The organism is Flavihumibacter sp. UBA7668, assembly GCF_002483205.1.
Lineage (GTDB): Bacteria > Bacteroidota > Bacteroidia > Chitinophagales > Chitinophagaceae > Flavihumibacter.
Genome location: NZ_DLHM01000005.1, coordinates 759,457 through 782,276, shown reverse-complemented (window position 1 = coordinate 782,276; position 22,820 = coordinate 759,457). Strand labels below are relative to the sequence as shown.

The 22,820-nt window shown below is 42.6% G+C and carries 16 protein-coding genes; 7 read left to right on the top strand and 9 right to left on the bottom strand.

What is annotated here, in order from left to right:
* Position 1: 1 nt before the first annotated feature.
* The 3 genes from B2746_RS15415 to B2746_RS15405 are packed head-to-tail and all read right to left on the bottom strand — an operon-like array spanning position 2 to position 2,198.
* Positions 2-919 (bottom strand): DUF2167 domain-containing protein, encoded by a 918-nt coding sequence (locus B2746_RS15415; protein ID WP_290795667.1) that lies wholly within the window; start codon positions 917-919, stop codon positions 2-4.
* A 56-nt stretch (positions 920-975) separates the two neighbouring features.
* Positions 976-1,167: a hypothetical protein gene (locus B2746_RS15410; protein WP_290795665.1), complete on the bottom strand. Its 192-nt coding sequence runs from the start codon at positions 1,165-1,167 to the stop codon at positions 976-978.
* Positions 1,164-2,198, bottom strand: a complete 1,035-nt coding sequence (locus tag B2746_RS15405; RefSeq protein ID WP_290795663.1) for a S66 peptidase family protein — start codon at positions 2,196-2,198, stop codon at positions 1,164-1,166. Before B2746_RS15405 ends, B2746_RS15410 begins: the two co-directional genes overlap by 4 nt.
* A gap of 117 nt (positions 2,199-2,315) precedes the next feature.
* On the opposite strand from B2746_RS15405, the gene metG reads away from it, so the two are divergent.
* From metG to B2746_RS15390, 3 genes are all read left to right on the top strand, one after another.
* Entirely contained in the window at positions 2,316-4,430 is a 2,115-nt protein-coding gene (gene metG / locus B2746_RS15400) for a methionine--tRNA ligase (protein ID WP_290795660.1), read from the top strand.
* 84 nt (positions 4,431-4,514) lie between these two features.
* Positions 4,515-8,297 (top strand): hypothetical protein, encoded by a 3,783-nt coding sequence (locus tag B2746_RS15395; RefSeq protein ID WP_290795658.1) that lies wholly within the window; start codon positions 4,515-4,517, stop codon positions 8,295-8,297.
* An 8-nt stretch (positions 8,298-8,305) separates the two neighbouring features.
* Complete coding sequence (locus tag B2746_RS15390) at positions 8,306-9,652, top strand: GntP family permease (protein ID WP_290795656.1); 1,347 nt, start codon at positions 8,306-8,308, stop codon at positions 9,650-9,652.
* Here the strand turns inward: B2746_RS15390 and B2746_RS15385 are convergent.
* Positions 9,609-10,985 carry a glycerate kinase type-2 family protein gene (locus B2746_RS15385; RefSeq protein ID WP_290795654.1) on the bottom strand — a complete coding sequence of 459 codons (1,377 nt, stop codon included), beginning with the start codon at positions 10,983-10,985 and terminating at the stop codon, positions 9,609-9,611. The two genes, B2746_RS15390 and B2746_RS15385, sit on opposite strands and share 44 nt — an antisense overlap.
* A 158-nt stretch (positions 10,986-11,143) precedes the next feature.
* Between B2746_RS15385 and B2746_RS15380 the strand changes: the two genes are divergently transcribed.
* The 4 genes from B2746_RS15380 to B2746_RS15365 all read left to right on the top strand — a co-directional run bounded on the left by B2746_RS15380 (position 11,144) and on the right by B2746_RS15365 (position 15,908).
* Positions 11,144-13,522 carry a 3-hydroxyacyl-CoA dehydrogenase/enoyl-CoA hydratase family protein gene (locus tag B2746_RS15380; protein WP_290795652.1) on the top strand — a complete coding sequence of 793 codons (2,379 nt, stop codon included), beginning with the start codon at positions 11,144-11,146 and terminating at the stop codon, positions 13,520-13,522.
* A 126-nt stretch (positions 13,523-13,648) separates the two neighbouring features.
* A complete protein-coding gene (locus B2746_RS15375; protein WP_290795650.1) occupies positions 13,649-14,542 on the top strand; it encodes an ABC transporter ATP-binding protein in 894 nt (297 codons plus the stop codon).
* 7 nt (positions 14,543-14,549) lie between these two features.
* Positions 14,550-15,368 (top strand): ABC transporter permease, encoded by an 819-nt coding sequence (locus B2746_RS15370; RefSeq protein ID WP_290795647.1) that lies wholly within the window; start codon positions 14,550-14,552, stop codon positions 15,366-15,368.
* Positions 15,369-15,443: 75 nt separating this feature from the next.
* Positions 15,444-15,908, top strand: a complete 465-nt coding sequence (locus tag B2746_RS15365) for an RDD family protein (RefSeq protein ID WP_290795645.1) — start codon at positions 15,444-15,446, stop codon at positions 15,906-15,908.
* A 21-nt stretch (positions 15,909-15,929) separates the two neighbouring features.
* Here B2746_RS15365 and B2746_RS15360 read toward each other — a convergent pair whose 3' ends face one another.
* From B2746_RS15360 to murC, 5 genes are all read right to left on the bottom strand, one after another.
* Entirely contained in the window at positions 15,930-16,862 is a 933-nt protein-coding gene (locus tag B2746_RS15360) for a TIGR01777 family oxidoreductase (protein ID WP_290795643.1), read from the bottom strand.
* A gap of 156 nt (positions 16,863-17,018) precedes the next feature.
* Positions 17,019-18,998 carry a cell division protein FtsZ gene (ftsZ, locus tag B2746_RS15355; RefSeq protein WP_290795641.1) on the bottom strand — a complete coding sequence of 660 codons (1,980 nt, stop codon included), beginning with the start codon at positions 18,996-18,998 and terminating at the stop codon, positions 17,019-17,021.
* Positions 18,999-19,070: 72 nt separating this feature from the next.
* Positions 19,071-20,465 carry a cell division protein FtsA gene (gene ftsA, locus B2746_RS15350; protein WP_290795639.1) on the bottom strand — a complete coding sequence of 465 codons (1,395 nt, stop codon included), beginning with the start codon at positions 20,463-20,465 and terminating at the stop codon, positions 19,071-19,073.
* A gap of 31 nt (positions 20,466-20,496) precedes the next feature.
* Positions 20,497-21,444: a cell division protein FtsQ/DivIB gene (locus B2746_RS15345; RefSeq protein WP_290795637.1), complete on the bottom strand. Its 948-nt coding sequence runs from the start codon at positions 21,442-21,444 to the stop codon at positions 20,497-20,499.
* Entirely contained in the window at positions 21,434-22,819 is a 1,386-nt protein-coding gene (murC, locus tag B2746_RS15340) for a UDP-N-acetylmuramate--L-alanine ligase (RefSeq protein ID WP_290795635.1), read from the bottom strand. Before murC ends, B2746_RS15345 begins: the two co-directional genes overlap by 11 nt.
* Between the last annotated feature and the right edge of the window lies 1 nt (position 22,820).

Here is a 22,820-nt window from a genome sequence, read left to right as displayed (position 1 = left end):
TTTAAACATGTGGATCAGTCGGGGTAGTTGTTTCGGCAAATGGCTCTCCGGTTGATTCTTTTTTTCTTCTGATAAAATTCCAGACAGCACCTCCAGCGCCGATAACTCCCAGCGCAATCAGTTTCCAAAACTTAAGCAGGATGGCAAAAAAGCCGGCTTTTGCCAATACCTTCCCAGCTACCAGTCCACCTACCGTCCAGGCAGCCACATCATCCACATTGGAATCGAAATCAGCATAACGATGTCCTTCTTTGAAATCAATACTGACTAATACCTGATTGATATTGGCCTGTACCTGTGGTAAATCTTCCATTCCTGCTACTGCATTTATAAGGAAGATTCCTTTTCTGCCAAGAATACGCAGATTATAATTGAGTGTATGAATACTATCCCCACCAAATTCCAGCTCTTTTGCCCAATGCAGGGTTTTATTTTTCTGATCATAATAGGGACGGGAAGCCCAACCTATCAATTCCACAGCTTGATATCCCGCGCTTAGCCGCTGTTCATTGGCAGCTTTCGCTTCTTCCTGTTGTTCGGTTAATAAATCATTGTAATCAATATCTTCCGCATCACTGTCTTTTACATAACCCATTGGGTCAAAACTGATGGTAAAAGCCCATGAACCCGGACCAACAATGCCACCTTTTTCAGGAACCAGCATCCCGAGAATACTAGTATCTTCCGGATTACCCCAAAGATCTTCCAATACATAACGGCTTTCAGTACGATCGAGGTATTTGAAGCCTGCCGGAACCTTTAAGCTTGCATTGCCTGATTCAAGTTCAATCGTTCCGGTTTTATAACTCAGTGATTTATTAATTGAATCAATCTTTACCTGGATACTATCAGGAAGCTGGGCAAAGGAGGAAGTAATTAGGAAAAAAGACAAAAAAAGGAATAGGCTTATGGATTTCATGGAGCAGAATTAAGCCTCCAAAATAATGGCGCTTTTCCATATTTGCAAGTGAATTGTTAAATTCGTTTTAACAAACGGCCCGGTAAGAGGAAAATTCCTTTTATTAATTCAAGTACCCCGTCTACTGCAAATCCCAGAATTCGAAAAGGAAATACCAGCAGCCAGAAAATCGGATAAAGCACCAGTGCCAGCAAGGCCAGCGGCCAGCACAAAACAAAAAGTAGGATCCAAAGAAGGAAACTCATCATGCTGATTGATTTAATTCGGTTAAGCGCACCTTTTCGGCATTTACGTCCAATTGAACGAGTGCTCCACATTTAAGTGCAAAATTATTTTTTTGATGTCCCACTGGAAAATCAAAACAAACGGGATAGGGACAATCACCCAATTTTTCCAAAACAATCTGCTGCAGGTTTTTTCCAAATTCTTCTGCCGGGTTTTCAGAAGGTTTGTGTTTGAATCCACCAATAATCAAGCCGGCCAGGTGTTCCAGCTTCCCACTTCTTTTAATATTCCAGAACATCCGGTCGATGCTGTACAGGTATTCACCGGTATCTTCCAGAAAAAGGATTTTTCCCCGGGTATGAAGATCGGAGGCAGAGCCTGCAATCGATTCAATGGTTTTACAATTCCCCCCTACCAGTTGACCTACGCCTCTTCCGAATTTATTAAATGCGGAGGAAGCAAATTCAAACTGCATCGGTTTGCCAAAAAGCAGGTCACGGATGGAAAGAATGGTTGCCCGCTGCAATTCATCCGCTTTAAACCAGTCATCCGGGAAACTATTGCACATTTTGGAATGGATGGAAGCAAGTCCGGTTTTCCGAAATAGATGGGCGTGTAAAACGGTTACATCACTGAATCCAATCATCCATTTTGGATTCCTGCGCAGGGGTTGAAAGTTCACAGCATCAATAATCCGGATCAGTCCATATCCTCCTCTAGCGCATAATATTGCTTTTACAGATTGATCATTAATCAATTCCTGCAGGTCAGCAGTTCTTTCCAGATCGGTTCCGCCAAAAGTACCGTCCCGTTTTCCAATTGTTGAACCTAGCTGTACCTGAAGTCCCCATGCTTCCAATTGCTGGATGGCAGGGGCGATTTCTTCCCTGGTTATATAACCAGCCGGAGAAGTAATCGCGATTCGGTCTCCTTGTTTTAGAAAAGGAGGCTGAGAGGCCGTCAACTCTTCATTTCCGGCAGAAAAACCATCGAAAGGAAGTCCGGATCCAATGGCAAGGGCTGTTATATGCTTTAAAAAATCTTGTCGCTCCATACCTTAAAGATATTCGCTTTACCTATTTGAGATGCGGGATTCCGTCCTAAGGTTGGCTGCCTTTCCGTATTTTTGCGCCCTATCGGCTTTGGCCGGGACATATTAAAGAGAGGAATCATGCAAGAACCAAAAAGATACCTGATTACGGCAGCCCTGCCCTATGCCAATGGCCTGAAGCATATTGGCCATCTGGCAGGTGCCTACCTGCCTGCGGATATCTATGTACGTTACCTGAAGGCAAAAAAACGGGATGTGGTGTTTGTTTGTGGAAGTGATGAACATGGTACAGCCATCCCAATTCAGGCGATGAAGGAAGGCACCACACCACAGGCAATTATTGATAAATACCATGAAATCATCAAGCAAAATTTTGCCGATCTTAGTATCGCCTTTGATATCTACGACCGTACCAGTGCTCCCATTCACCATGAAACATCGCGTGAGTTTTTTACAGCACTTCATGATGCCGGTGAACTTGAAACAAAGGAGACAGAGCAATACTACGATGAACAGGCCGCTACTTTTCTTGCAGATCGATATATAAAAGGGACCTGTCCGAATTGCGGTTTCAATGGAGCTTATGGAGATCAGTGCGAGAAATGCGGAACAGCGTTGAGTCCGGATGAACTGATCAATCCGGTAAGCACTCTTAGTGGTGCAGTTCCGATTAAGAAAAAAACAACCCATTGGTATCTTCCACTTAACCGCCACGAAGCTTTTTTACGTCAATGGATACTCGAAGAACATAAAGATGATTGGAGAGCAAATGTGTTGGGGCAGTGTAAAAGCTGGATAGATGGCGGATTGCTGGCCCGTGCCGTTACCCGTGATCTGGATTGGGGTATAGAGGTACCGCTGGCGGAAGCCAAAGGAAAGGTTTTATATGTTTGGTTTGATGCACCCATCGGATATATCAGTGCTACCCGTAGCTGGGCAAAACAACATCAAAAAGACTGGAAACCCTATTGGTACAGCAAGGACACCAAGCTGGTACATTTTATAGGAAAAGATAATATTGTATTTCATGCTATCATTTTTCCGGTAATGTTGAAACTGCATGGAAATATCCTTCCCGAAAATGTACCCAGCAATGAATTCCTGAATCTGGAAGGCGACAAAATGAGTACCAGCAGAAATTGGAAGCTGGACATGCAGGACTATATCGACGATTTCGTCAAAAAAGAAAATGGCGGACCGCAAATGGTCGATGCCTTACGTTATTATCTCACCCAGATAGCCCCTGAAACAAAGGACAGCGAGTTTACCTGGAAAGGTTTTCAGGATGCCGTTAACAGTGAACTGGTTGCTATTTTTGGAAATTTTGTCAACAGAACCTTTGTACTGATGCACAAACTGACGGGAGGAAAAGTACCACCTGTTCATGCAGCAATCCTGGATGAAAAAGACCATGATCTTGCGAATGCGATCAGGGCTTCCAAAGAAAAAATGGAAACTCTGCTGGAAGGATATAAATTCCGGGAAGCGCAGTTTGAACTGATTGACCTTGCCAGAAAAGGGAATCGTTATATGCAGGAAAAAGAACCCTGGATTAAAGCGAAAGCCGGCAGCAGCGCCCAACCTGAAATTGACAATTGCATACATTATTGTTTGCAATTATGCGCCAACCTGGCCATTCTGGCACATCCATTCCTACCCAATACTTCTCAGAAAATGATCTACCTGATGAAAGTGGTGGACAAATTACTGGAATGGGAGAATGCCGGTTCCTTAAAATTATTGAGCGTAGGGTATAGCCTGCGCCCACCCGAATTATTATTCAGAAAAATTGAAGATATGGAAATACAGGACCAGATAGATAAGTTAAAAAACAATAGTACGCCTACAGCAACGCAGGCAACTTCACCCGAAACTGCAGCCCCTGCTGCTCCGGAAAAGCCCGCAAAAGAAATTATCCAATTTGATGATTTTGCAAAAATCGATTTGAAAGTTGGAACCATTTTGACAGCAGAAAAAGTAGAGAAAGCAGATAAACTATTAAAGCTTTCCATTGATATGGGTACGGAGACAAGAACTATTGTCAGTGGAATTGCCTTACATTTCAAACCGGAAGAAATTATCGGCAAACAGGTAGTTGTAGTAGCCAATCTGGCTCCCAGAAAAATGAGAGGCATCGAGAGTAATGGTATGATTCTGATGGCAGAAGATGCTGCAGGAAAACTTCATTTTGTACAACCGGAAAGCCTGATCAATGCAGGTGCAGGAGTAAGTTAAATCTCAGCAAATCAACACATTCCACATAGAGGTTGTTCAGCTACTCAGTTGAACAACCTCTTTTTTTTGATTAACTTGTAAGCCATGGGCAGGATTTTGCGTAAACATTGGATAATGATGGGAGCAGGTATCACCCTGTTGTTGGCAGGACTGGTGATTGGCTACCTTTTACGCTACCGGTCTGTTGAAGCAGTTGAACAGCTGGTAAAAAATTTATCTGGTGGAGAATATCAGCTCTCTGCAACCACTTTTAAATTCAATCTTTTCAAATTTCAGATTAACGTAAAAAATATCCATATAAAACCAACGGATAAAAACGATGATAACAGCCAATTTGAATTCAAAGCGGATTCCCTGTCCATTAATGTTAATAATCCGATTCAATTATTATTGTACAAGCGCCTATCCGTTAACAGGCTTATCATTAAAACTCCCTATCTCGAAATAAAGACTTACCAAAAAGACAGTTCCAAAAACAAAGTGGTACGTCCGCTGCGAATAGAAATAGCTGCTGTTCAAGATGTATTTTTCGATGTATTATCCTCGCTTGAAGTACAGCAGTTCAAGCTTACCGATGGCAGTGTTTCAATTTATCCGGAAATCAACCAGCACCAGCGTCGATTTTTTCTGAATCATATTTATCTATCATTGGATGATTTACACCTGCTTCGGAAAATCAGGCAATGGGATAATACCAATCGGGTAGCGGTTGATTTTCGCCTGTTGAAGCCTAATATAGAATACCCCGATAGCAGCTTACAGGTTGTTCTTGAAAAACTGGTATGGCAATCGAGGCAACGACGTTTTGAATTAAGCGGACTCGATTTCCATAAAAGAATGGAAGATAAAAGAGAAAAATCGGGGTTCCGGCTGGAGAATATCCAACTTGATTCCCTGAACTGGAATACCCTGCTCACAGAAGGTCGGATAGAACTGGGTTTGCTGAAAGCAGCCAAAGGCTATTTCACCAGTAACGATATACGATTCAGAAGAACTGCTGATAAAAAATCAATCAGGGTTGAAAACAGTTTTCTTGATGTATTAGGTGCCATCAACATAAAAAAAGTAGAGATCGACAGCATCGAATTCAGTGGAACCACCTTTAGCCGGAGAGGCAGAGAAACACTGCAGATTTTAGGAGATAATTTTTTGGTAACAAACCTGGTGGTTGACAACGCCCTTCCCAACAAAATTGAATTAGATGATCTGGAATTTGGGGTTCGCGGATTTCTTGAGTCTGATAGCACCAAATCTTTCCAAACCGGATTTGATGGCATGAGAATCAAAAAAAACCAGTTGATCCTGCAGAATTATTTTTTACGCGCTGCCAACCGATCGAATACCGGGAATAATAGTATCCAAACCAAACAACTAATACTGAATAATCTTTCCATACCGGAATTATTAAACGGGCGATTACAGGCAGATGAATTATATCTGATTGAGCCGAATGTTCGCATTCATTTATCAGGTAACCGGAAAAACAAAAAGGTTAATCCGATCAGAGAAATTCAACGAACTATCCGAAGAAAATTACAGATTGAAAAAATCCGGATTCTTGACGCTGATTTACTGATTACGGAAGGAAAAGCTAAAAAACCATTGGTTCAATCGGCTTCCTTCTCTGCTATAATTTCCAGCAATAGTGTATTAAGGGCCGGCACACTGGAAGAATTATTTGATGGCAAGAACAGGCTGGAGATGCCGCAGCTGGCGCTTCGATTCAATAATTTTCAGGTGGATTTAAAAGATGCACTGTATGAAAACAATGCCTTATACGCCAACAATGCAAAAGGCAATTCCACAGATCAGAAAATCCAGTTCAATCTGAATGCAGTTCACGTAAAAGATATCAATGCAGCAGGAATAATTACCGGAAAAGACACCAACTGGGTAAGGGAAATTGAGCTGGGTTCAGGCCAGGTAACAATTAAGCTGGAAGAGTTAAATAAAAAGAACGGTCAAAAAAACAAGATCCCGCAGAACATGATCCGCAATATCAGAACCGGAGAAATCGATCTGGTTTTGGAACAGCCCAATCTGCAGGTAAAATCATCGATTGACAGCATAGCAATTGATAGTTTACATTTTAAGAATAACCAATGGAACTGGTACCGCTATTACCTGGCAGGCAGCAAACTGCAATTGGACCAAACCGGCCTCCAGGTTCGAACAGATAAGTATAGAATTAATTCTGAAACGGGTGCCACTATTCAAAACATTCAACTTCTCTCAGAATCAGCGCAACTTTCCCTATCAGCATCTATTCCAAAATTAGAATCAGAAGGGAGTCCAGGTTCAGTAAAAGATCCGATTGCAGGGATTAAAAAAGCAACGTTGACCTATCCCAACATACAGGTTATTTTTAAAGAACAGAAAGATTTTATTGATAAAAAAGAATCCGAAAAAGCGCTTTCCAGATTACCGGCAATTCATTTAATTGAACCCGTACTTGACATCAACAGAACCAGGAACGACAGTATCCTTAAATTATTCAGTAATAAGGGCGGTTATTTGAAAACGGAAATCATTTCCCTTAATAGTGGCCGGATCCAAACGGAGGCATTGGATCTTTCATTCAACGACATCATCGCAGTTCCAGATAAAACCAATATGCGTATTGGCAGTTTCAGTTTGAAGGCACATGATTTCCTGTTTGACAAGTACCTGACAACAAAAATTGAAAATATTGCACTGAACAAAGGCCTGTTGGAACATGAGACAGATAACTTCGAGCTTGCTATTAAAGGCATTCAGGTAACTAACAAAGCAACCGTATTGTTTTCCAGCAAAAAAGAAGATCTCAAAAAATTTCTGGAGAACCTGCCACATATCAACCTGGCAGCGGAGGAGTTATCCCTGAAAAAAGGCGACCGGAATTGGGAGATTCTTAATCCCCAGATTAATGCAGATCAGAAAATAATAGGATTAGACAGTATCCGATTTACCAGTCAGATAGCAAAAGATAGTTTTTTTAAACAATCACTCTATCAAACCGATTTCATTGAATTTACCGCAGGTAAAAGCAGGGTAGTCGGATATGACAGGGGAATAATCGGCATGGATACCCTATGGAAAGCTAACCGGATTGAATTTGATCAGTTTCATATGAACATTGACCGTGATAAACGACTACCGCAGGACTCAATAGAATATCGCCCGCTGTTGACTGATCTCATCCAAAAAATTCCGGTAAATATTCAGATTGGAGCAGCAATATTGACCAATTCCAAAATTGCCTATAGTGAAATCAGCGGTAAAACAGGCAAGGAGGGAAAAATTTGGTTCAGCAACCTGAACATGGTAGCCGGGCCAATTAAAAACTATGCATTACAGAATAAGGACTCCTTAAAAATTAGTGCTACAAGTGATTTTATGGATCAGGGCAAAATGAAATTTGCCTTCCAGCAATCCTATTCTGACAGTTTGAAAGGATTTTTACTTCTTGCCAGGATGGGAAAAATGAATTTAAACGCGCTCTCTCCCCTATTAAGGCCTTTGTTTAATCTTCAAATAACAGATGGCCGTACAGACAGTCTTTGGCTAAGAGTAAGGGGGAATGATTATTTCGCTTATGGCAATATGGAACTGGATTATCGGAAACTACGGTTCGAACTCTTAAGGGAGAATGGGCAAAAGAAAAAATTCACCAGCTTTCTGGCCAACCTGCTTATCAAAAACAAAAATTCAAAAAAAGGATTGGTTTATCAGGAACGATTGCGAAATAAGTCGACATTCAATTTTTGGGGTAAGATCGCGTTGAGTGGATTGCTGAATAATATGGGTGTCAAATCAGATAAGAAATATATTCGCAAATATAAAAAAGAAGCAAAACGATTAGCGATACCGGAAGAATTGCTTCAATAATCTTAACCATGCCTGCCGCCTATTTATTAACGATTCTTGGTCTTGCTGTTTTATTTATAATCATTGCCTGTTCAGTTTGGAAATGGCATCCATTGGTAGTGTTGCTGATAGCTGCATTGGCCGTGGGCATCTTCACGGGAATGCCGGCGCAAAAAACACTCAACACCTTATTATCAGGAGCTGGAATTGTATTTGCCAGCATTGGTTTCTTAATTGTACTGGGAAGTTTTCTGGGAGAAATTCTGGAAAGAACCGGTGCAGCAGCTCAATTGGCCAACCAGTTGGTTCAACGGGCATCCGGAAGTCGAATGGCACTTTACACCCATGCAATGGGCTTGCTGGTTGGAATTCCTGTATTCTGTGATGCCGGATTTATTCTGTTATCCCGGCTCATTCAGTCCATGACCCAGGTACAGGGCAACTCGATTTCCGCACTTCAATTATCACTGGGAACCGGATTATATGGATCGCATGTACTTATTCCGCCAACACCCGGACCCATGGCGGCAGCAGGAAATCTTGGATTAGGTGATCATCTGGGATGGGTGATACTGTTAGGACTGATTTTATTGATTCCAATTGGACTTGTAACAACCTGGTTAATTCGTAAGATGGATCGGACTAACCTACTGGCACAAACGAAACTGGATTTGGAAGAGGGAGAAACAATATCATCAGCAAATACAGCCCCCTTATGGAAAGCTTTGTTGCCGTTATTATTACCATTGGTATTAATTGCAGCAGGTTCTATTCTACCCATGTTTACTGAGAATGAATCATTGGTAACAGTGCTGGAATTGCTTGGCCATCCTGTAATTGCCCTGGGCCTTAGTGCCCTGGTTGCGATGTTCACCTTAGGCTGGACCAGTAAAAAAAATTGGGGATCCTGGTTTCAGCAGGCCCTGGTACAATCGGGTCCCATTATTTTAATAACCACTGCGGGCGGTGCATTTGGAGCAGTTTTAAAAGCCACACCCATTCAGGAAGTACTTGGCAATTTCTTACAATCATCCAGCATACCGGCCTGGGCCGTCTATCCATTTGCTTTTATTTTGGCAGCTATTTTAAAAACCGCGCAGGGATCTTCAACTGCTGCACTAATAGTCTGTTCCGCACTTTTATTTCCTGTGATGGGCTCCTTTATTCTCAATGTACCTCAACAGGCGTTGGTAGTACTCGCAATTGGTGCAGGTGCGATGACCGTAAGCCATGCCAATGACAGTTATTTCTGGGTGATACATCAGTATGGTCAAATTCCGGTAAATCGCCTGTACAGAACCTATACATTATTAACAGCAGCAATGGGACTTACTACTCTTCTGGGGGTATTGCTTCTTTATTTTGTAACAGGATAATAATGATATCCATCACATTAGTTTGCGTTGGTCCGGTTTTAATAAGTGCATCAATGGCTGAAAAATACGTATATGCATCCTGGCTTGTAAGGGCTGGTTCGGGATCGGGTCCATATATTTTTACATTTTGAAGGATGGTATTATCCAATACCGCTCCGGCTGCATCCGTAGGTCCATCCGTACCATCCGTACCTCCACTCAGGATGGCAAATTGAAAAGCATTTAATCTTTCGTACAATTCAGGGTCTTTCAAACATGCTGCCAGTATAGCTAATACAAATTCCTGGTTTCTGCCGCCTTTGCCTTTACCTGTAAGAGTTACAGTGGTTTCTCCTCCGGCAATAAAACAAAGAGTGGGTTGGAGTCCTTTTACCGTCCGACTTTCCATTTCATGAAGACAATGCCCCAGTAATAAGACTGCCTGTTCCCTTGCCTCTCCTTCAATAAGTGCCTGAAATATGATCGGCTCCAAGCCAATTTCCAATGCAGCTTTAGCAGCAGACTGAAGAGCCGTTTGATTGGTTGCAAGCAAATGATGCGTAATATTTTCAAAAACCGGGTCTCCCGGCTTGGGTGTTTCATAACGCAGATCTGCCTTTATTCTTTTTAAATGCGTCAGTATACTGGAAGGCAATTGATTGAGCAATTGATATCTGTGGATAATCTGATCAACTTCAGAGATGGTACTGTTATCAGGATAAAAAGGACCGCTTGCAATTACCGATAGTTCATCCCCTGGCACATCACTCAGTACACCTACCTCAATTTGCGCCTCTCCTGCAAGTCTGGCTAACTGCCCCCCTTTAATGGATGAATAATGTTTTCGAATAGCATTCATTTCATTAATGGTAGCTCCCGATGCAAGTAATAATTTATAAAAGGATTGCATCTCTTCAAGGCTGCATTCTTCCGGCAAATCAGCCACTAAGGAACTGGCCCCACCGCTTAAAAGTACGATCAGCAAATCTTTTTTCTTAAGTGATGCAAGTAGGTTTTTTACTGCAGTTCCCGCAGCGATACTGGCTTCATTGGGAACAGGATGACCCGCTTCCCGCTGGGGCCATGACAGGGTGGCGAGTGCATGCTCATCCTTGGTAATTACCAGTGCCTCATCTACCTGATTGCCAATCCTGTTTTTAAGTTCCAAAGCCATAGCAGCCGCTGCTTTTCCCATGGCCAGTACTACCAGACGCCCTATGGAAGAGCGATTGATCCACTTGTCGCCAATTCGGATTTCATCTTCTTTTCCTTCTATAAACATTTCCATAAATACCGATGGCAGCACGGCATGTACCCCTGCTTTAAAGACTGAAATGGCTGTAGCTCCGTTCATTTGGCCAAGTTAGGATATATCCGGTTTGTCGCCGGTTAAGAAGCCTCAAATAAATGATTGGCCGTATGCTGGATTTTCCAATAAATCATTAACTTCGACTAAATTAGTTGTTTAGCTAACTATTTTGACCCTGTTATAAACAAACACAGACTTGTTATATGAAAAGAACGATTAAAAAAGTGGCTGTATTGGGCAGTGGAGTAATGGGATCGCGAATCGCCTGTCATTTTGCAGGGGTTGGATTACAGGTATTACTGCTGGATATGGTACCCAAAGAAGCGCAGGAGTCGGCAGATAAAGCTGCCCGTAACAAGTTGGTTAATGATACATTGCAGGCAGCATTAAAATCAAATCCTTCTCCTGTTTATTCAAAGGAAGTGGCTAAACGGATCAACACCGGAAATTTCACAGACAATATGAAAGATATTGCCACTGCCGACTGGATTATTGAAGTGGTAGTGGAGCGGCTGGATATCAAACAACAGATATTTGAACAGGTAGAACGATATCGGAAACCTGGCACCCTGATCAGTTCCAATACCTCCGGCATTCCCATACATATGATGGCGGAAGGCCGGTCACAGGATTTCAAAGAACATTTTTGCGGCACGCATTTTTTTAATCCGCCGCGTTATTTGCGTTTATTGGAAATTATACCAACGCCGCATACGAAAAAAGAAGTCGTTGATTTTCTGATGCAATATGGCAGCCTGCAATTAGGTAAAACAACGGTTCTTTGTAAAGACACGCCGGCTTTTATCGCCAACAGGGTTGGTGTTTATGGAATCATGGCCATATTCGGACTGGCGGACAAACTCGGATTGACGATAGACGATATTGACGCATTAACCGGGCCGGTCATTGGCCGACCCAAATCCGCCACTTTCAGAACGGCAGATGTAGTGGGTATCGACACCTTGGTAAAAGTAGCCAGGGGTGTTGCAGAAAATTGTCCGGGTGACGAGCAAAATATAGTATTTACCATTCCGGCCTGGCTGGAACAAATGGTAACTAATAAATGGCTGGGTGATAAATCAAGTCAGGGGTTTTTCAAAAAAACAAAGGGTCCAATGGGAGAGAAAGAAATTCTAACATTGAATCTTTCCACCATGGAATATGGTCCGCGGCAAAAACCAAAATTTGCAAGTCTGGAAGCAGCCAAACCGGTAGATGATTTGAAAACTCGTTTGAAAATACTGGTTTCGGGGACAGATAAAGCCGGGGAATTTTATCGACATTTTCACTATGGATTATTTTCTTATGTAGCTCACCGTTTGCCGGAAATTTCAGATGAATTATATCGGATTGATGATGCCATGATGGCCGGATTTGGTTGGGAAATCGGGGCATTTGAGAGTTGGGATGAATTGGGACTAAGTAAAACACTCGCCAGGATGCAGGAAGCGGGTTATACGGTTCCGGCCTGGGTGGAGGAAATGCTGGCTGCAGGACATACCAGCTTTTACAAACTGGAAAACGGGAAACGTTTTTTTTATGATATCCCAACGAAATCCTATCTACTTATCCCAGGAGGTGAGGCCTTTATTGTGATGAAACATTTTGAAGGACAAACCGTTTGGAAGAATGCTGCCTGCAGAGCCTATCATTTGGGGGATGATGTAATCGGATTGGAATGGTCCACCAAAATGAACAGCATCGGAGGTGAGGTACTGGAAGGCATACAACGTTCCATAACATTGGCAGAAGAAAAATACAAGGGATTGGTAATTGCCAATGAAGGCGCCAATTTCAGTGCCGGTGCCAATGTTGGAATGATTTTTATGCTTGCCATAGAGCAGGAATACGATGAACTGGATATGGCCATCCGCCAGTTTCAGCAAAGCATGATGAGGGCCAGATATTCTTCCGTACCTGTTGTAGTAGCACCACATGGATTATCATTAGGAGGAGGTTGCGAACTTAACCTGCATGCAGATAAGATCTGCGCTGCCGCAGAGACTTATATAGGATTAGTTGAATTGGGAGTAGGACTGATTCCTGGTGGGGGTGGCACAAAAGAATTTGCCCTTCGCGCAGCTGATGAAATGCATGAAGACGAGCCTGAAACCATAACATTGAAAAATCGATTCCTGTCTATAGCAACAGCAAAAGTTGCCACATCTGCACAGGAAGGAATGGAGATGGGAATTCTTCGTAAAGGGAAGGATGAAATTGTTTTGAATCAGGGCAGGCGGATTGTTGAAGCAAAACGATCTGTACTTGAATTATACGATAGTGGCTATATCACTCCAATTCAGCGAACGGATATTAAAGTAATGGGAAGGTCGGGATTGGGCACCTTGTTAACTGGCATCAATGGAATGCTAAGAGCAAATTATGCTACTGAACATGATGCGCTGGTGGCGCGCAAATTGGCGTATGTAATGTGCGGGGGAGATCTGAGCGAACCCACCCTGGTATCCGAACAATACTTACTGGATCTGGAAAGGGAAGCATTTCTTTCTCTTTGTGGTGAAAGAAAAAGCCTGGAAAGAATACAATCCGTTTTAAAATCGGGTAAGCCTATACGAAATTAAAGAGCAGCTACCAACAGCAATTCGCGTAAACACACATAGCGTTGCCGGCCTTCGGGCCGGCTTTTTTTGCCACTGGCACAATTCATTTTAGATCCTCAGACGCTTAGCTTATCTTGTTAAAAAAAAATGGATGTACTGGTATTGGACTCCATCGCAAAAGCATACGGACCGGTAAAAGCGCTGAAAGGAGTTAGCCTTTCTGTTCCCAGAGGTACAGTGTATGGAATATTGGGGCCAAATGGAAGTGGAAAAACCACACTATTAAGCATCATCCTGGATGTATTGGCAGCAGATAATGGAAACTATTCCTGGTTTGGAAATCCAGGTTCCAAAGAACAGCGAAAACAGATTGGTTCCCTTCTCGAAACCCCCAATTTTTATCATTATTTGTCCGCAGTCAATAACCTGAAAATTACGCAGAGCATTAGCGGCAGGGGTTCGTTGGATGAAATTCATGAAGTACTAAAAACAGTAAATCTATATGAACGAAGAAATAGCCGGTTCAGCAGTTACAGTTTGGGAATGAAACAACGGCTTGCAATTGCAGCGGCTTTATTGGGTTCACCCAAAGTACTGGTTTTGGATGAACCCACCAATGGGCTGGATCCTGTTGGCATTGCGGAGATCCGTGAACTAATAAAACTGCTGAGTGAAAAAGGCACCACAATTATAATTGCGAGTCATCTGCTGGATGAAGTAGAAAAAGTTTGTACACATGTAGCGATTCTTAAAACAGGCAATCTAATTGCACAGGGAACGGTAGAAGAGGTGCTGGCAGATGAAGATGTGTTGGAAATAGCTGCATCCGATCTGGATGAACTGACCAGGTTGTTGTCGGCATATGAAGGCATTGGTTCGCTGGAAAGGGGTGGCCATATCTTATTGGTAAAAGGTCCGAAAGGCAGCCTGGATCCTGCAGCCATCAATGCGTATTGTCAATATGCCGGCATTTCAGTACACCATCTTGCCATGCGAAAAAAGCGGCTCGAAGCCCGATTTTTTGAATTAACCAGTAATTAACCGAACGATGCTTAGTTTACTTAAAACAGAATGGCTTAAAATAAACCGATACCCCGCTTTTTGGTTATTGTTGGGGATTTGCATGATTACCTATCCTGGTATCAACCTGATTTTTTTGAGCGTATTTCAGGAAATAACACAAAAAGAATCTACTACCGGACAGATCGTTACTATGTTATTGGGCGAACCGTTTTCCTTTCCGGAAGTTTGGAAGACCAGTGCTTTTCTCTCATCGGTATTTGTATTTATTCCTGCTATTCTTATCATTATGCTGATCACGAATGAATTCAATTATAAAACCGCAAGGCAGAATATTATCGATGGCTGGAGCAGAACGGAATTCATGTGGGCTAAAGTCATTGATGTGGTATTGATAACACTGATTGTAACAATAATGTATTCGCTGGTTGCTTTTTTTATGGGGGTTCAAAATACAAAGAACACCGAGTACAATGCATTTGAACAGATCTATTATATTGGTCTGTTTGCCCTGCAAACATTTTCTCAACTTTCCATTGCATTCTTAATTGGACTGTTAGTGCGAAAAGCATTTATTGCCATGGCCATTTTTCTTTTTTATGGAATGATTGCCGAACCTATTACCGTGAATTTCCTGAAGTATAAATTCAAATCGGAAACAGGGCGTTATTTCCCCATGGAAATTTCTGATCGGCTGATTCCTGCGCCTGCTTTCATGAGCAAGATGGACGAAACCGCCTATCAGGCTTCTTTGGATGCAATTGGCACGCATATACTATTAACTATTGGACTACTAGTGCTCACCTGGCTCATTAACTACCAGATTTACTTAAAACGTGACCTCTGATTTCTTGCACCTGCCGGGTGCAAGATTTGCAAATTTGAAAAACCGGAATTATCTTGTCAGAATTAAATAGCAAATATGGAAAACCTGACAACGAATGATAATATTCTGGAAGATTTTCACATGGTAACAAGTTTGAAGGATGCGAGCACAGGGCAACGTTTCGTCAATTATCTTATAGATGCAATAGTGTTTATGATCTTTTTATTTTTTTATGGGATTCTAAGTTATTTATGCGAAGCATTTATGGGTATATCTATTTCTCCATTTGATGACAATATAAATCCTCTTCTTCAAAATATATACAGCATGATTTTTTACGCCGTATTCTATATCATTGTTGAAGGGGTAACCAAAGGTCGAACACTGGGAAAGTTAATAACCAAAACCAAAGTGATACATATTGACGGTAACAAACTGGTATTCAAGGATTTTGTATTGAGAAGCCTGTGCCGGATTGTACCATTTGAGCCATTATCGGCATTTGGCGGATATCCCTGGCATGATACCTGGACAAAAACAAGAGTGGTACAGATTCGATAAAAATGCCGGTTCGAAATTAAGTCAGGTTGATTTTATCAGTGAGTTCAATGCTGATTCAATAGTAGGGAAAGCAAATTGAAATCCTGCTGTTCTGATTTTAGAGCTGCTGACGGTTGTACTTTTCAACACCTCAATACTCATTTCCCCCAACACCATTTTTAAAAGGATACCGGGAACATGAATTGGCAAAAAACTGCTGCCGCGAACAAGTTTCGCCAGTGTCAGAACCAGGTTTTTATTATTTACCGGAATTGGACCTACTGCATTATAAATACCCTGCCAGCTACCAGATTCCATTGCATTCAGGTAGAGTCGAACCAGGTCCTGCAGGTGAATCCAGCTGATCATCTGTTTACCGCTACTGAGAATGGTAGCAAATCCGAAACGAAGAGGTTTGACAAACTCAGCAAGTGCCCCGCCTTCCATAGCAAGCACAATACCGGTTCGTAAAACCACCAAACGTTTACCCATTGCTGTTATAGGATCCATTGATCTTTCCCATATCTGGCAGGTGCTACCCAGAAAATCATCATAAGCAGGAGCTGTTTCTTCAAATGGCTTGGGATTCGGAATAACAGGATCAGGCCCATACCATCCAATTGCTGATGCAGCCACTACCACCGAAATTTCATTTGGAATAGTCGTAAGCGCTTTGCAAAGCAGTTCCCCACCTTTTACCCTGCTATTAAGAATTTCCATTTTCCGTTTAACCGACCACCGTTTATCCGCGACACCTGCACCGGCAAGATGAATGACTGCACTTCCCTTTCGGATGGCAGCTTCGTCAATCGTGCCGGCAGCAGGATCCCATGCAGCATAGCTCAGTTTTCCCGATTCCTGGTATCGATCCGGATTTCTGGTAAGTATAATTACCTTATGACCCGCTGCTAAAAGAGCAGATGTAAGTGCCTTTCCAATAAGTCCTGTACCTCCAGTTATAAGTATAGTTTGCATAATCCTTTTTCTCCTTTCCCCTTTTTCTCCTTTCTCCCCTCTTCCTCCCTCCCTCTCCCTGAAAAAAGGCCCCTCGCAAAAACGAAGGGCCGACTATCCTTTTCGGATAAACAACTAAAAACAAAAATCGTTGACTTATTCGGGATCGGGTGCTGATTAGTCTGGTTTCTTTCCGTCCAGAAAAGTATTGATGGTACTGATCTGGGTATTATTCTGGTCATCTGTTTTTACCGTATAATTACTGTAAAAGTTTTCGGCCGGTGAAACAGTGTTATAGAGTTCAAGGTTGCGGCGGATATAGGCCGGCACAGTGTCAAACTCATTGTTTGGGTCCGCTGCATTGATATTGAATGACAGATTACGTAATTTCTGTATTCTCTCTGCAGCTTTCCTTTTTTGTTCTTCCACTTCGTCCAGCAAAGCCGGCTCCTCAGGTGAAGGATAAAAAGACGGTTGAGTTGATGGTGCCAACGGCTTGTCCGCCGCAGGGGTTTCATCTTTTATCACCAGTTGCATATCGAAAGAAGGTTCTTCATCTTTCTGTGGCAATGCCGGCAACTGCTGACGGATGGGTTCGTTCACAGGAGAACTGTTTTCCTGGCGAGAACTGGGTTCAGGCCCCTTTGCAGGTTCGGCATAAATATTGGATGGCTTGGCCAAGTATCCTCCGGATGCTGCAGACACGGGAGAATTATTTTCACTCAGGTTGAGCTGTATTCTTTCTTCGGGTATGGATGAGTGTGAGTGTTGCGAAACTACGGGTTGACCCGAATCAATAGCAATTGAGTTATCCACCGTATTCTTACGGTCATCCTCATACGTAAATGTCACCATACTGCTCGTATTTTCACGAACCGGCTCTTCTTCTACCAATCGCGGTTGCAATGGATCCGGCAACAACGCATCCATCTTGGGTTGTTGTTGAATTATGGCAGTTGGAGCTGAACCTCCATCAGTCTGTTGCGAACGTTCAGCCGGCTTCAATACAGAAATACCTGGCCTTGCGGCAACAACTGCAGCCGGAGCAGGTACTGGTGCAGCAGAAGGAATCGGATTATAATAGGCTTTATCTTCTGTACCAAATGGTAAAACAGACTGATCAAGCGTCATTATAATTTTATCATCTTTTTTAGGTTCCGGCTGTTTTGCTTCCCGCTTGCTGAACGGATCTTTATATTCAAATCCGGTTGCAATCAGCGTGATGCTGATTTCATCACCCAATGAATTATCGTACCCCAAACCAAGAATCACATCGGTATCTTCACCAGCATGACTCAACAGGTAATTCTGAATTGTATCCACTTCGTCCATGGTAAATTCATGCTGTCCTTCTGCAGAGTTAATATTGATAAGGATCCAGCGTGCTCCACGAATATCGTTATCATTCAACAGCGGTGAATTCAACGCTTCTTCAATGGCTCTTTGTGCGCGCTGCTCACCAGATGCAGTAGCGTTACCAAGAATAGCTACACCACCATTCCGCATGACGGTACAAACATCCGCGAAATCCACGTTGATTTGCCCGGTACTGCTGATTACATCCGTGATACATTTAGCAGCCGTAGCCAACACATTATCTGCTTTAGCGAAAGCTTCCTTCATTTTCAGGTTTCCATATTGGTGTCGCAGTTTATCATTGCTGATCACCAACAGGGTATCTACATAATCCTTCAATTGCTGAATACCGTCTTCCGCCTGTAGCTGCCGCTTTCTTCCTTCATAAGAGAACGGTGTAGTTACAATACCCACTGTCAGAATTCCCAGATCCTTACAGATTTTGGAAATGATCGGCGCTCCACCGGTTCCGGTACCACCACCCATTCCGGCAGTAATAAATGCCATCTTGGTATTTACTTCCAGAATGCGTTTGATTTCTTCCAGACTTTCTTCTGTCGCCTGTTTTCCAATTTCCGGATTAGCACCTGCTCCCAGGCCCTGGGTGAGATGTGGTCCGAGTTGTATTTTATTCGGCACCTGGCTTTGTGCGATTGCCTGGGCGTCGGTATTACATATAATAAAGTTTACCCCGTCAATACTTTGACTGAACATATGGTTAACAGCATTGCTGCCACCGCCTCCTACACCAATCACCTTGATGATGGATGACTTTTCCTTCGGTAGATCAAAGTGTATCATATCACGAATTTGTTTTGCTTCCGCTGTTGCCAGCTGGTTTGTTATAGAATGTATGGGTTAGTGCGATATCTATTAAAAATTCTTGTCGTCTTCCTCTTTAAACAGATCGATCAGATTGTCTTTGAACTTACTCCAGAACCTGTTAATTCCACCCAGTTCTCTCGTACGGGTACTTACTTCAACAGGACCTTCTTTATCTTCCGATGCAAGCGTATCCTGCACTTCCGGCTGCTGAATTTCTTTTTTCAGTTCTTTAGGAATTTCCACCATCTTAAACTGCTTGGTGAAAAGTTTACGATTGCGTTCATAATCGTCGTAACCTTTCAGAATCAAACCGATGCAGGTTGAATACATGGGCTTGGTCAGTTCATCAGTATGATTGGGCGACAGATGTTCATTCGGAAAACCTATTCTTGCATTTAAACCTGTTACATACTCAGTGAGTTGTATCAGGTGTTTCAATTGCGAACCACCACCGGTCAATACAATTCCACCATTTAGCATCCGGCTGTCCATTCCCACCTGTTTCAGGTGATAGGTTACAAAATCCATGATCTCACTCATCCTTGCCTGGATAATATTGGCCAGATTTTTTACACTTATTTCCTTGGGAGGAAGTCCGCGCATACCCGGAATTGTTATGAATGCATTCGCTTTTGCTTCATTGGCAAGGGCAGATCCAAACTGTACTTTCATCTGCTCGGCCTGGGTTTTTAATACCCCCAATCCGGTTTTGATATCATTGGTGATATTTTCACCACCAAAAGGAATAACCGCAGTATGCTTCAGAATGCCTTCATAAAAAACAGCCAGATCAGTTGTGCCGCCTCCGATATCCACGATGGCCACGCCAGCTTCAATATCTTCCTGGCCCATTACTGCTGCTGCCGATGCCAGGGGTTGCAATACCAGGTCTTTGGTGTGTAACCCACTTTTTTCAACCGCCCGGTTAATATTACGGATGGCGTTTTTATCACCTGTAATGATATGGAAGTTGGCGCCCACCTTCACTCCGCCGTAACCGATCGGATTGGGAATATTCTGAAAATTGTCTACTGTAAACTCCTGTGGAATCACATCAATGATTTGATCACCGGCAGGAATATAGGTTTTGTACTGATCTGCAATCAGCTGATCTATTTCACGCTGAGAAATTTCTTCATCGTTTGTCTGACGAACAATATCACCCCTGGTTTGAAGGCTCTTGATATGGTGGCCTGCAATCCCTACATACACTTCATTGATCTGCAAATCCGGATTGGATGCATAGCAGTTCTCCAGCGCAGCAGCAATGGCTTTAATTGTTTCATCAATATTCAAAACCTGGCCATGTTTCACCCCGTTGCTGTTCGCCCGACCGAAACCCAGAATCTCCAGTTTGCCAAACTCGTTCTTGCGACCCGCAATGGCAGCAATCTTGGTTGTACCAATATCGAGTCCAACAATAATGGGTTGTTCGTTCTTCATTCTATCTTATTTTTAGTTGTTTCGAAACTTTTTATTGCCTTCGCATGACCGCTTTTGGTTGGCGTCTGGAAGTAGTTGACACAGGAGATGGATGGGAAACGGTAGCTGTTTCGGAGGATATTGGATTATTAACCTGTAAAGGTGATGCAGTAAGGCTGTAAGGCAGTTTATTTTTATCCACGGATGTGGATATTCCACCTTCTCTGGTTCCGACCACCTGCCCGGCAAAACCAACATCAATGGTCGAGTAATAATCAAAGCCTGTTTTCATCAGTACTTCTTCATAGAATATTTTCAATCGACGGAACTTTGCAGATGCGTTGGAACCATCTCCAAACAGTATCCGATGAGTTCCCACCAATGGAATCAGCTCAATCGTTTTCTCGGGTGTATACACCAACTGTACAACCTGTGCATTCCAAAAAGGATCTTCCTTCAACTGTTCAACAATATTCAGCACCCTAATAAGGAGAATGCTATCTCCGCTCCTTTTTTTCAATAATTTTTCCGGCATACCGGTGAATACCGGTAATTTAACGGGTGGCTTTCCAATCACGATGGGCAAATAAGCTCCGGCTGTATCCAAGTACCAGGATGCTCCATTTGCGGTAAATATTCTGGCAACTGGTGTTCTTTCCTTCACCAGAATCTCCAGTTCCCGATCGGAATTAAAAAAAAGCTCCGCTTCCCTTACCCACAGATTTTTACGAATCCTGCTTTCCAGCGCTCTTAAATCAATCGATTTCATCGCCTTTCCATTGAAGGATTTCTTTGATTTCGCACCAATTATGGTGAGCAAATCGGATTGATCAATAAACCGATAATCTCCCGATCCTTTAATTTCTATATTGATGGCCGTACAATTGGCATCGTTCGTTTTATTGATCGCCGCAATCAATACCACAAGCAGGGTCGTTCCCACCAGCATCCAGCCGAGGGCAACCATCACTTTGCGTATACTGATTTTTTTATCCGGCATATCTTTCCAAAATTTTTGCAATTGGTTGAACCAATGCATCAATATCTCCAGCTCCTGCAGTTATAAACAATTCCGGTTGATCACTGCCTGCCTTCCATATATCATTCAAATAATTGTTCAATTCCTGTTTTTCCAACAGCAGTACGTTGCCATTCTCCATCTGCTCTGCTATCAAAGAACTGGTGACACCTTCCATAGGTAATTCTCTTGCGGGATAAATTGGCAGCAAAATTACCTGATCAGCAAGACTCAAAGCCTGCGCAAAACTTTCATACAAATCATTGGTTCTTGAAAATAAATGTGGTTGAAAAAGCACCGTAGTTCTGCGATCCGGAAACAAGGCTTTCGCTCCATTTATCAAGGCTCTTAATTCTTCGGGATGATGTGCATAATCATCTACAAAGACCATGCGAGAAGTTTTGATAATATATTCAAATCTTCTTTTAACACCCTTGAATGAAGCAACAGCCGCTTTTATTTTTTCGGAATCAATACCCAACTGATCGGCTATAGCAATTGATACCAGTGCATTCTCCACATTATGCAGACCTCCCATATTCAACTGAATACCATCAATTCTTTTTTCCGGCAATGAAACAGAAAATGTATAACTGCCGTCTTTCATGATAATATTTTCGGCAAAAACATCTGCCGATTGATTAAGCACACTATAGGTAAACTGTTTGTTGGCTTTCAGTTCATTTTCTTTGGGCAATCCATACTTACTGAATAACATGCCTTCTGGCTTCAATCGCTGACTGAAAGCAATAAAGGCTTCCTGCAGCTTTTCTTCGGTTCCGTAAATATCCAAATGATCCGGATCCATTGAACTGATTACAGCAATATCCGGATGAAGGCGCAAGAAACTTCGGTCGTATTCATCGGCTTCAATCACTGCCACATTCCGTGGATCGCTCCAGAAATTTGTATTATAATTCACGCTGATCCCACCCAGAAAAGCATTACATCCGAATCCACTGTGGCGCAGCAGATGGGCTGTCATTGTAGTCGTGGTGGTTTTACCGTGGGTTCCCCCGATACAGATATTGAAGGAACTATTACTGATAATGCCCAGCACCTCACTTCTTTTCAGAACTGGAATTTCTTTTTGCTGAAAATATACCAGTTCCAAATGTTGCACCGGAACCGCCGGTGTATATACGACGAGATCGGGGTTTGCCGGAATAAGGTTCAGATTCTCTTCAAAATGAATCAGGATACCTTCCGATTCGAGCTGACTGGTTAAGGGTGTAGGGGTTTTGTCATAGCCACTGACCGTTTTGCCCAGGGCATTAAAATAACGGGCAAGGGCGCTCATACCGATTCCGCCAATACCGATAAAATATACTGTTTGTATGTCTTTTACTGATAGCAAG

Coding starts and splice junctions, on each gene's coding strand:
- B2746_RS15415 (WP_290795667.1), bottom strand. CDS start 919: ATGAAATCCATAAGCCTATTCCTTTTTTTGTCTTTTTTCCTAATTACT.
- B2746_RS15410 (WP_290795665.1), bottom strand. CDS start 1,167: ATGATGAGTTTCCTTCTTTGGATCCTACTTTTTGTTTTGTGCTGGCCG.
- B2746_RS15405 (WP_290795663.1), bottom strand. CDS start 2,198: ATGGAGCGACAAGATTTTTTAAAGCATATAACAGCCCTTGCCATTGGA.
- metG (WP_290795660.1), top strand. CDS start 2,316: ATGCAAGAACCAAAAAGATACCTGATTACGGCAGCCCTGCCCTATGCC.
- B2746_RS15395 (WP_290795658.1), top strand. CDS start 4,515: ATGGGCAGGATTTTGCGTAAACATTGGATAATGATGGGAGCAGGTATC.
- B2746_RS15390 (WP_290795656.1), top strand. CDS start 8,306: ATGCCTGCCGCCTATTTATTAACGATTCTTGGTCTTGCTGTTTTATTT.
- B2746_RS15385 (WP_290795654.1), bottom strand. CDS start 10,985: ATGAACGGAGCTACAGCCATTTCAGTCTTTAAAGCAGGGGTACATGCC.
- B2746_RS15380 (WP_290795652.1), top strand. CDS start 11,144: ATGAAAAGAACGATTAAAAAAGTGGCTGTATTGGGCAGTGGAGTAATG.
- B2746_RS15375 (WP_290795650.1), top strand. CDS start 13,649: ATGGATGTACTGGTATTGGACTCCATCGCAAAAGCATACGGACCGGTA.
- B2746_RS15370 (WP_290795647.1), top strand. CDS start 14,550: ATGCTTAGTTTACTTAAAACAGAATGGCTTAAAATAAACCGATACCCC.
- B2746_RS15365 (WP_290795645.1), top strand. CDS start 15,444: ATGGAAAACCTGACAACGAATGATAATATTCTGGAAGATTTTCACATG.
- B2746_RS15360 (WP_290795643.1), bottom strand. CDS start 16,862: ATGCAAACTATACTTATAACTGGAGGTACAGGACTTATTGGAAAGGCA.
- ftsZ (WP_290795641.1), bottom strand. CDS start 18,998: ATGATACACTTTGATCTACCGAAGGAAAAGTCATCCATCATCAAGGTG.
- ftsA (WP_290795639.1), bottom strand. CDS start 20,465: ATGAAGAACGAACAACCCATTATTGTTGGACTCGATATTGGTACAACC.
- B2746_RS15345 (WP_290795637.1), bottom strand. CDS start 21,444: ATGCCGGATAAAAAAATCAGTATACGCAAAGTGATGGTTGCCCTCGGC.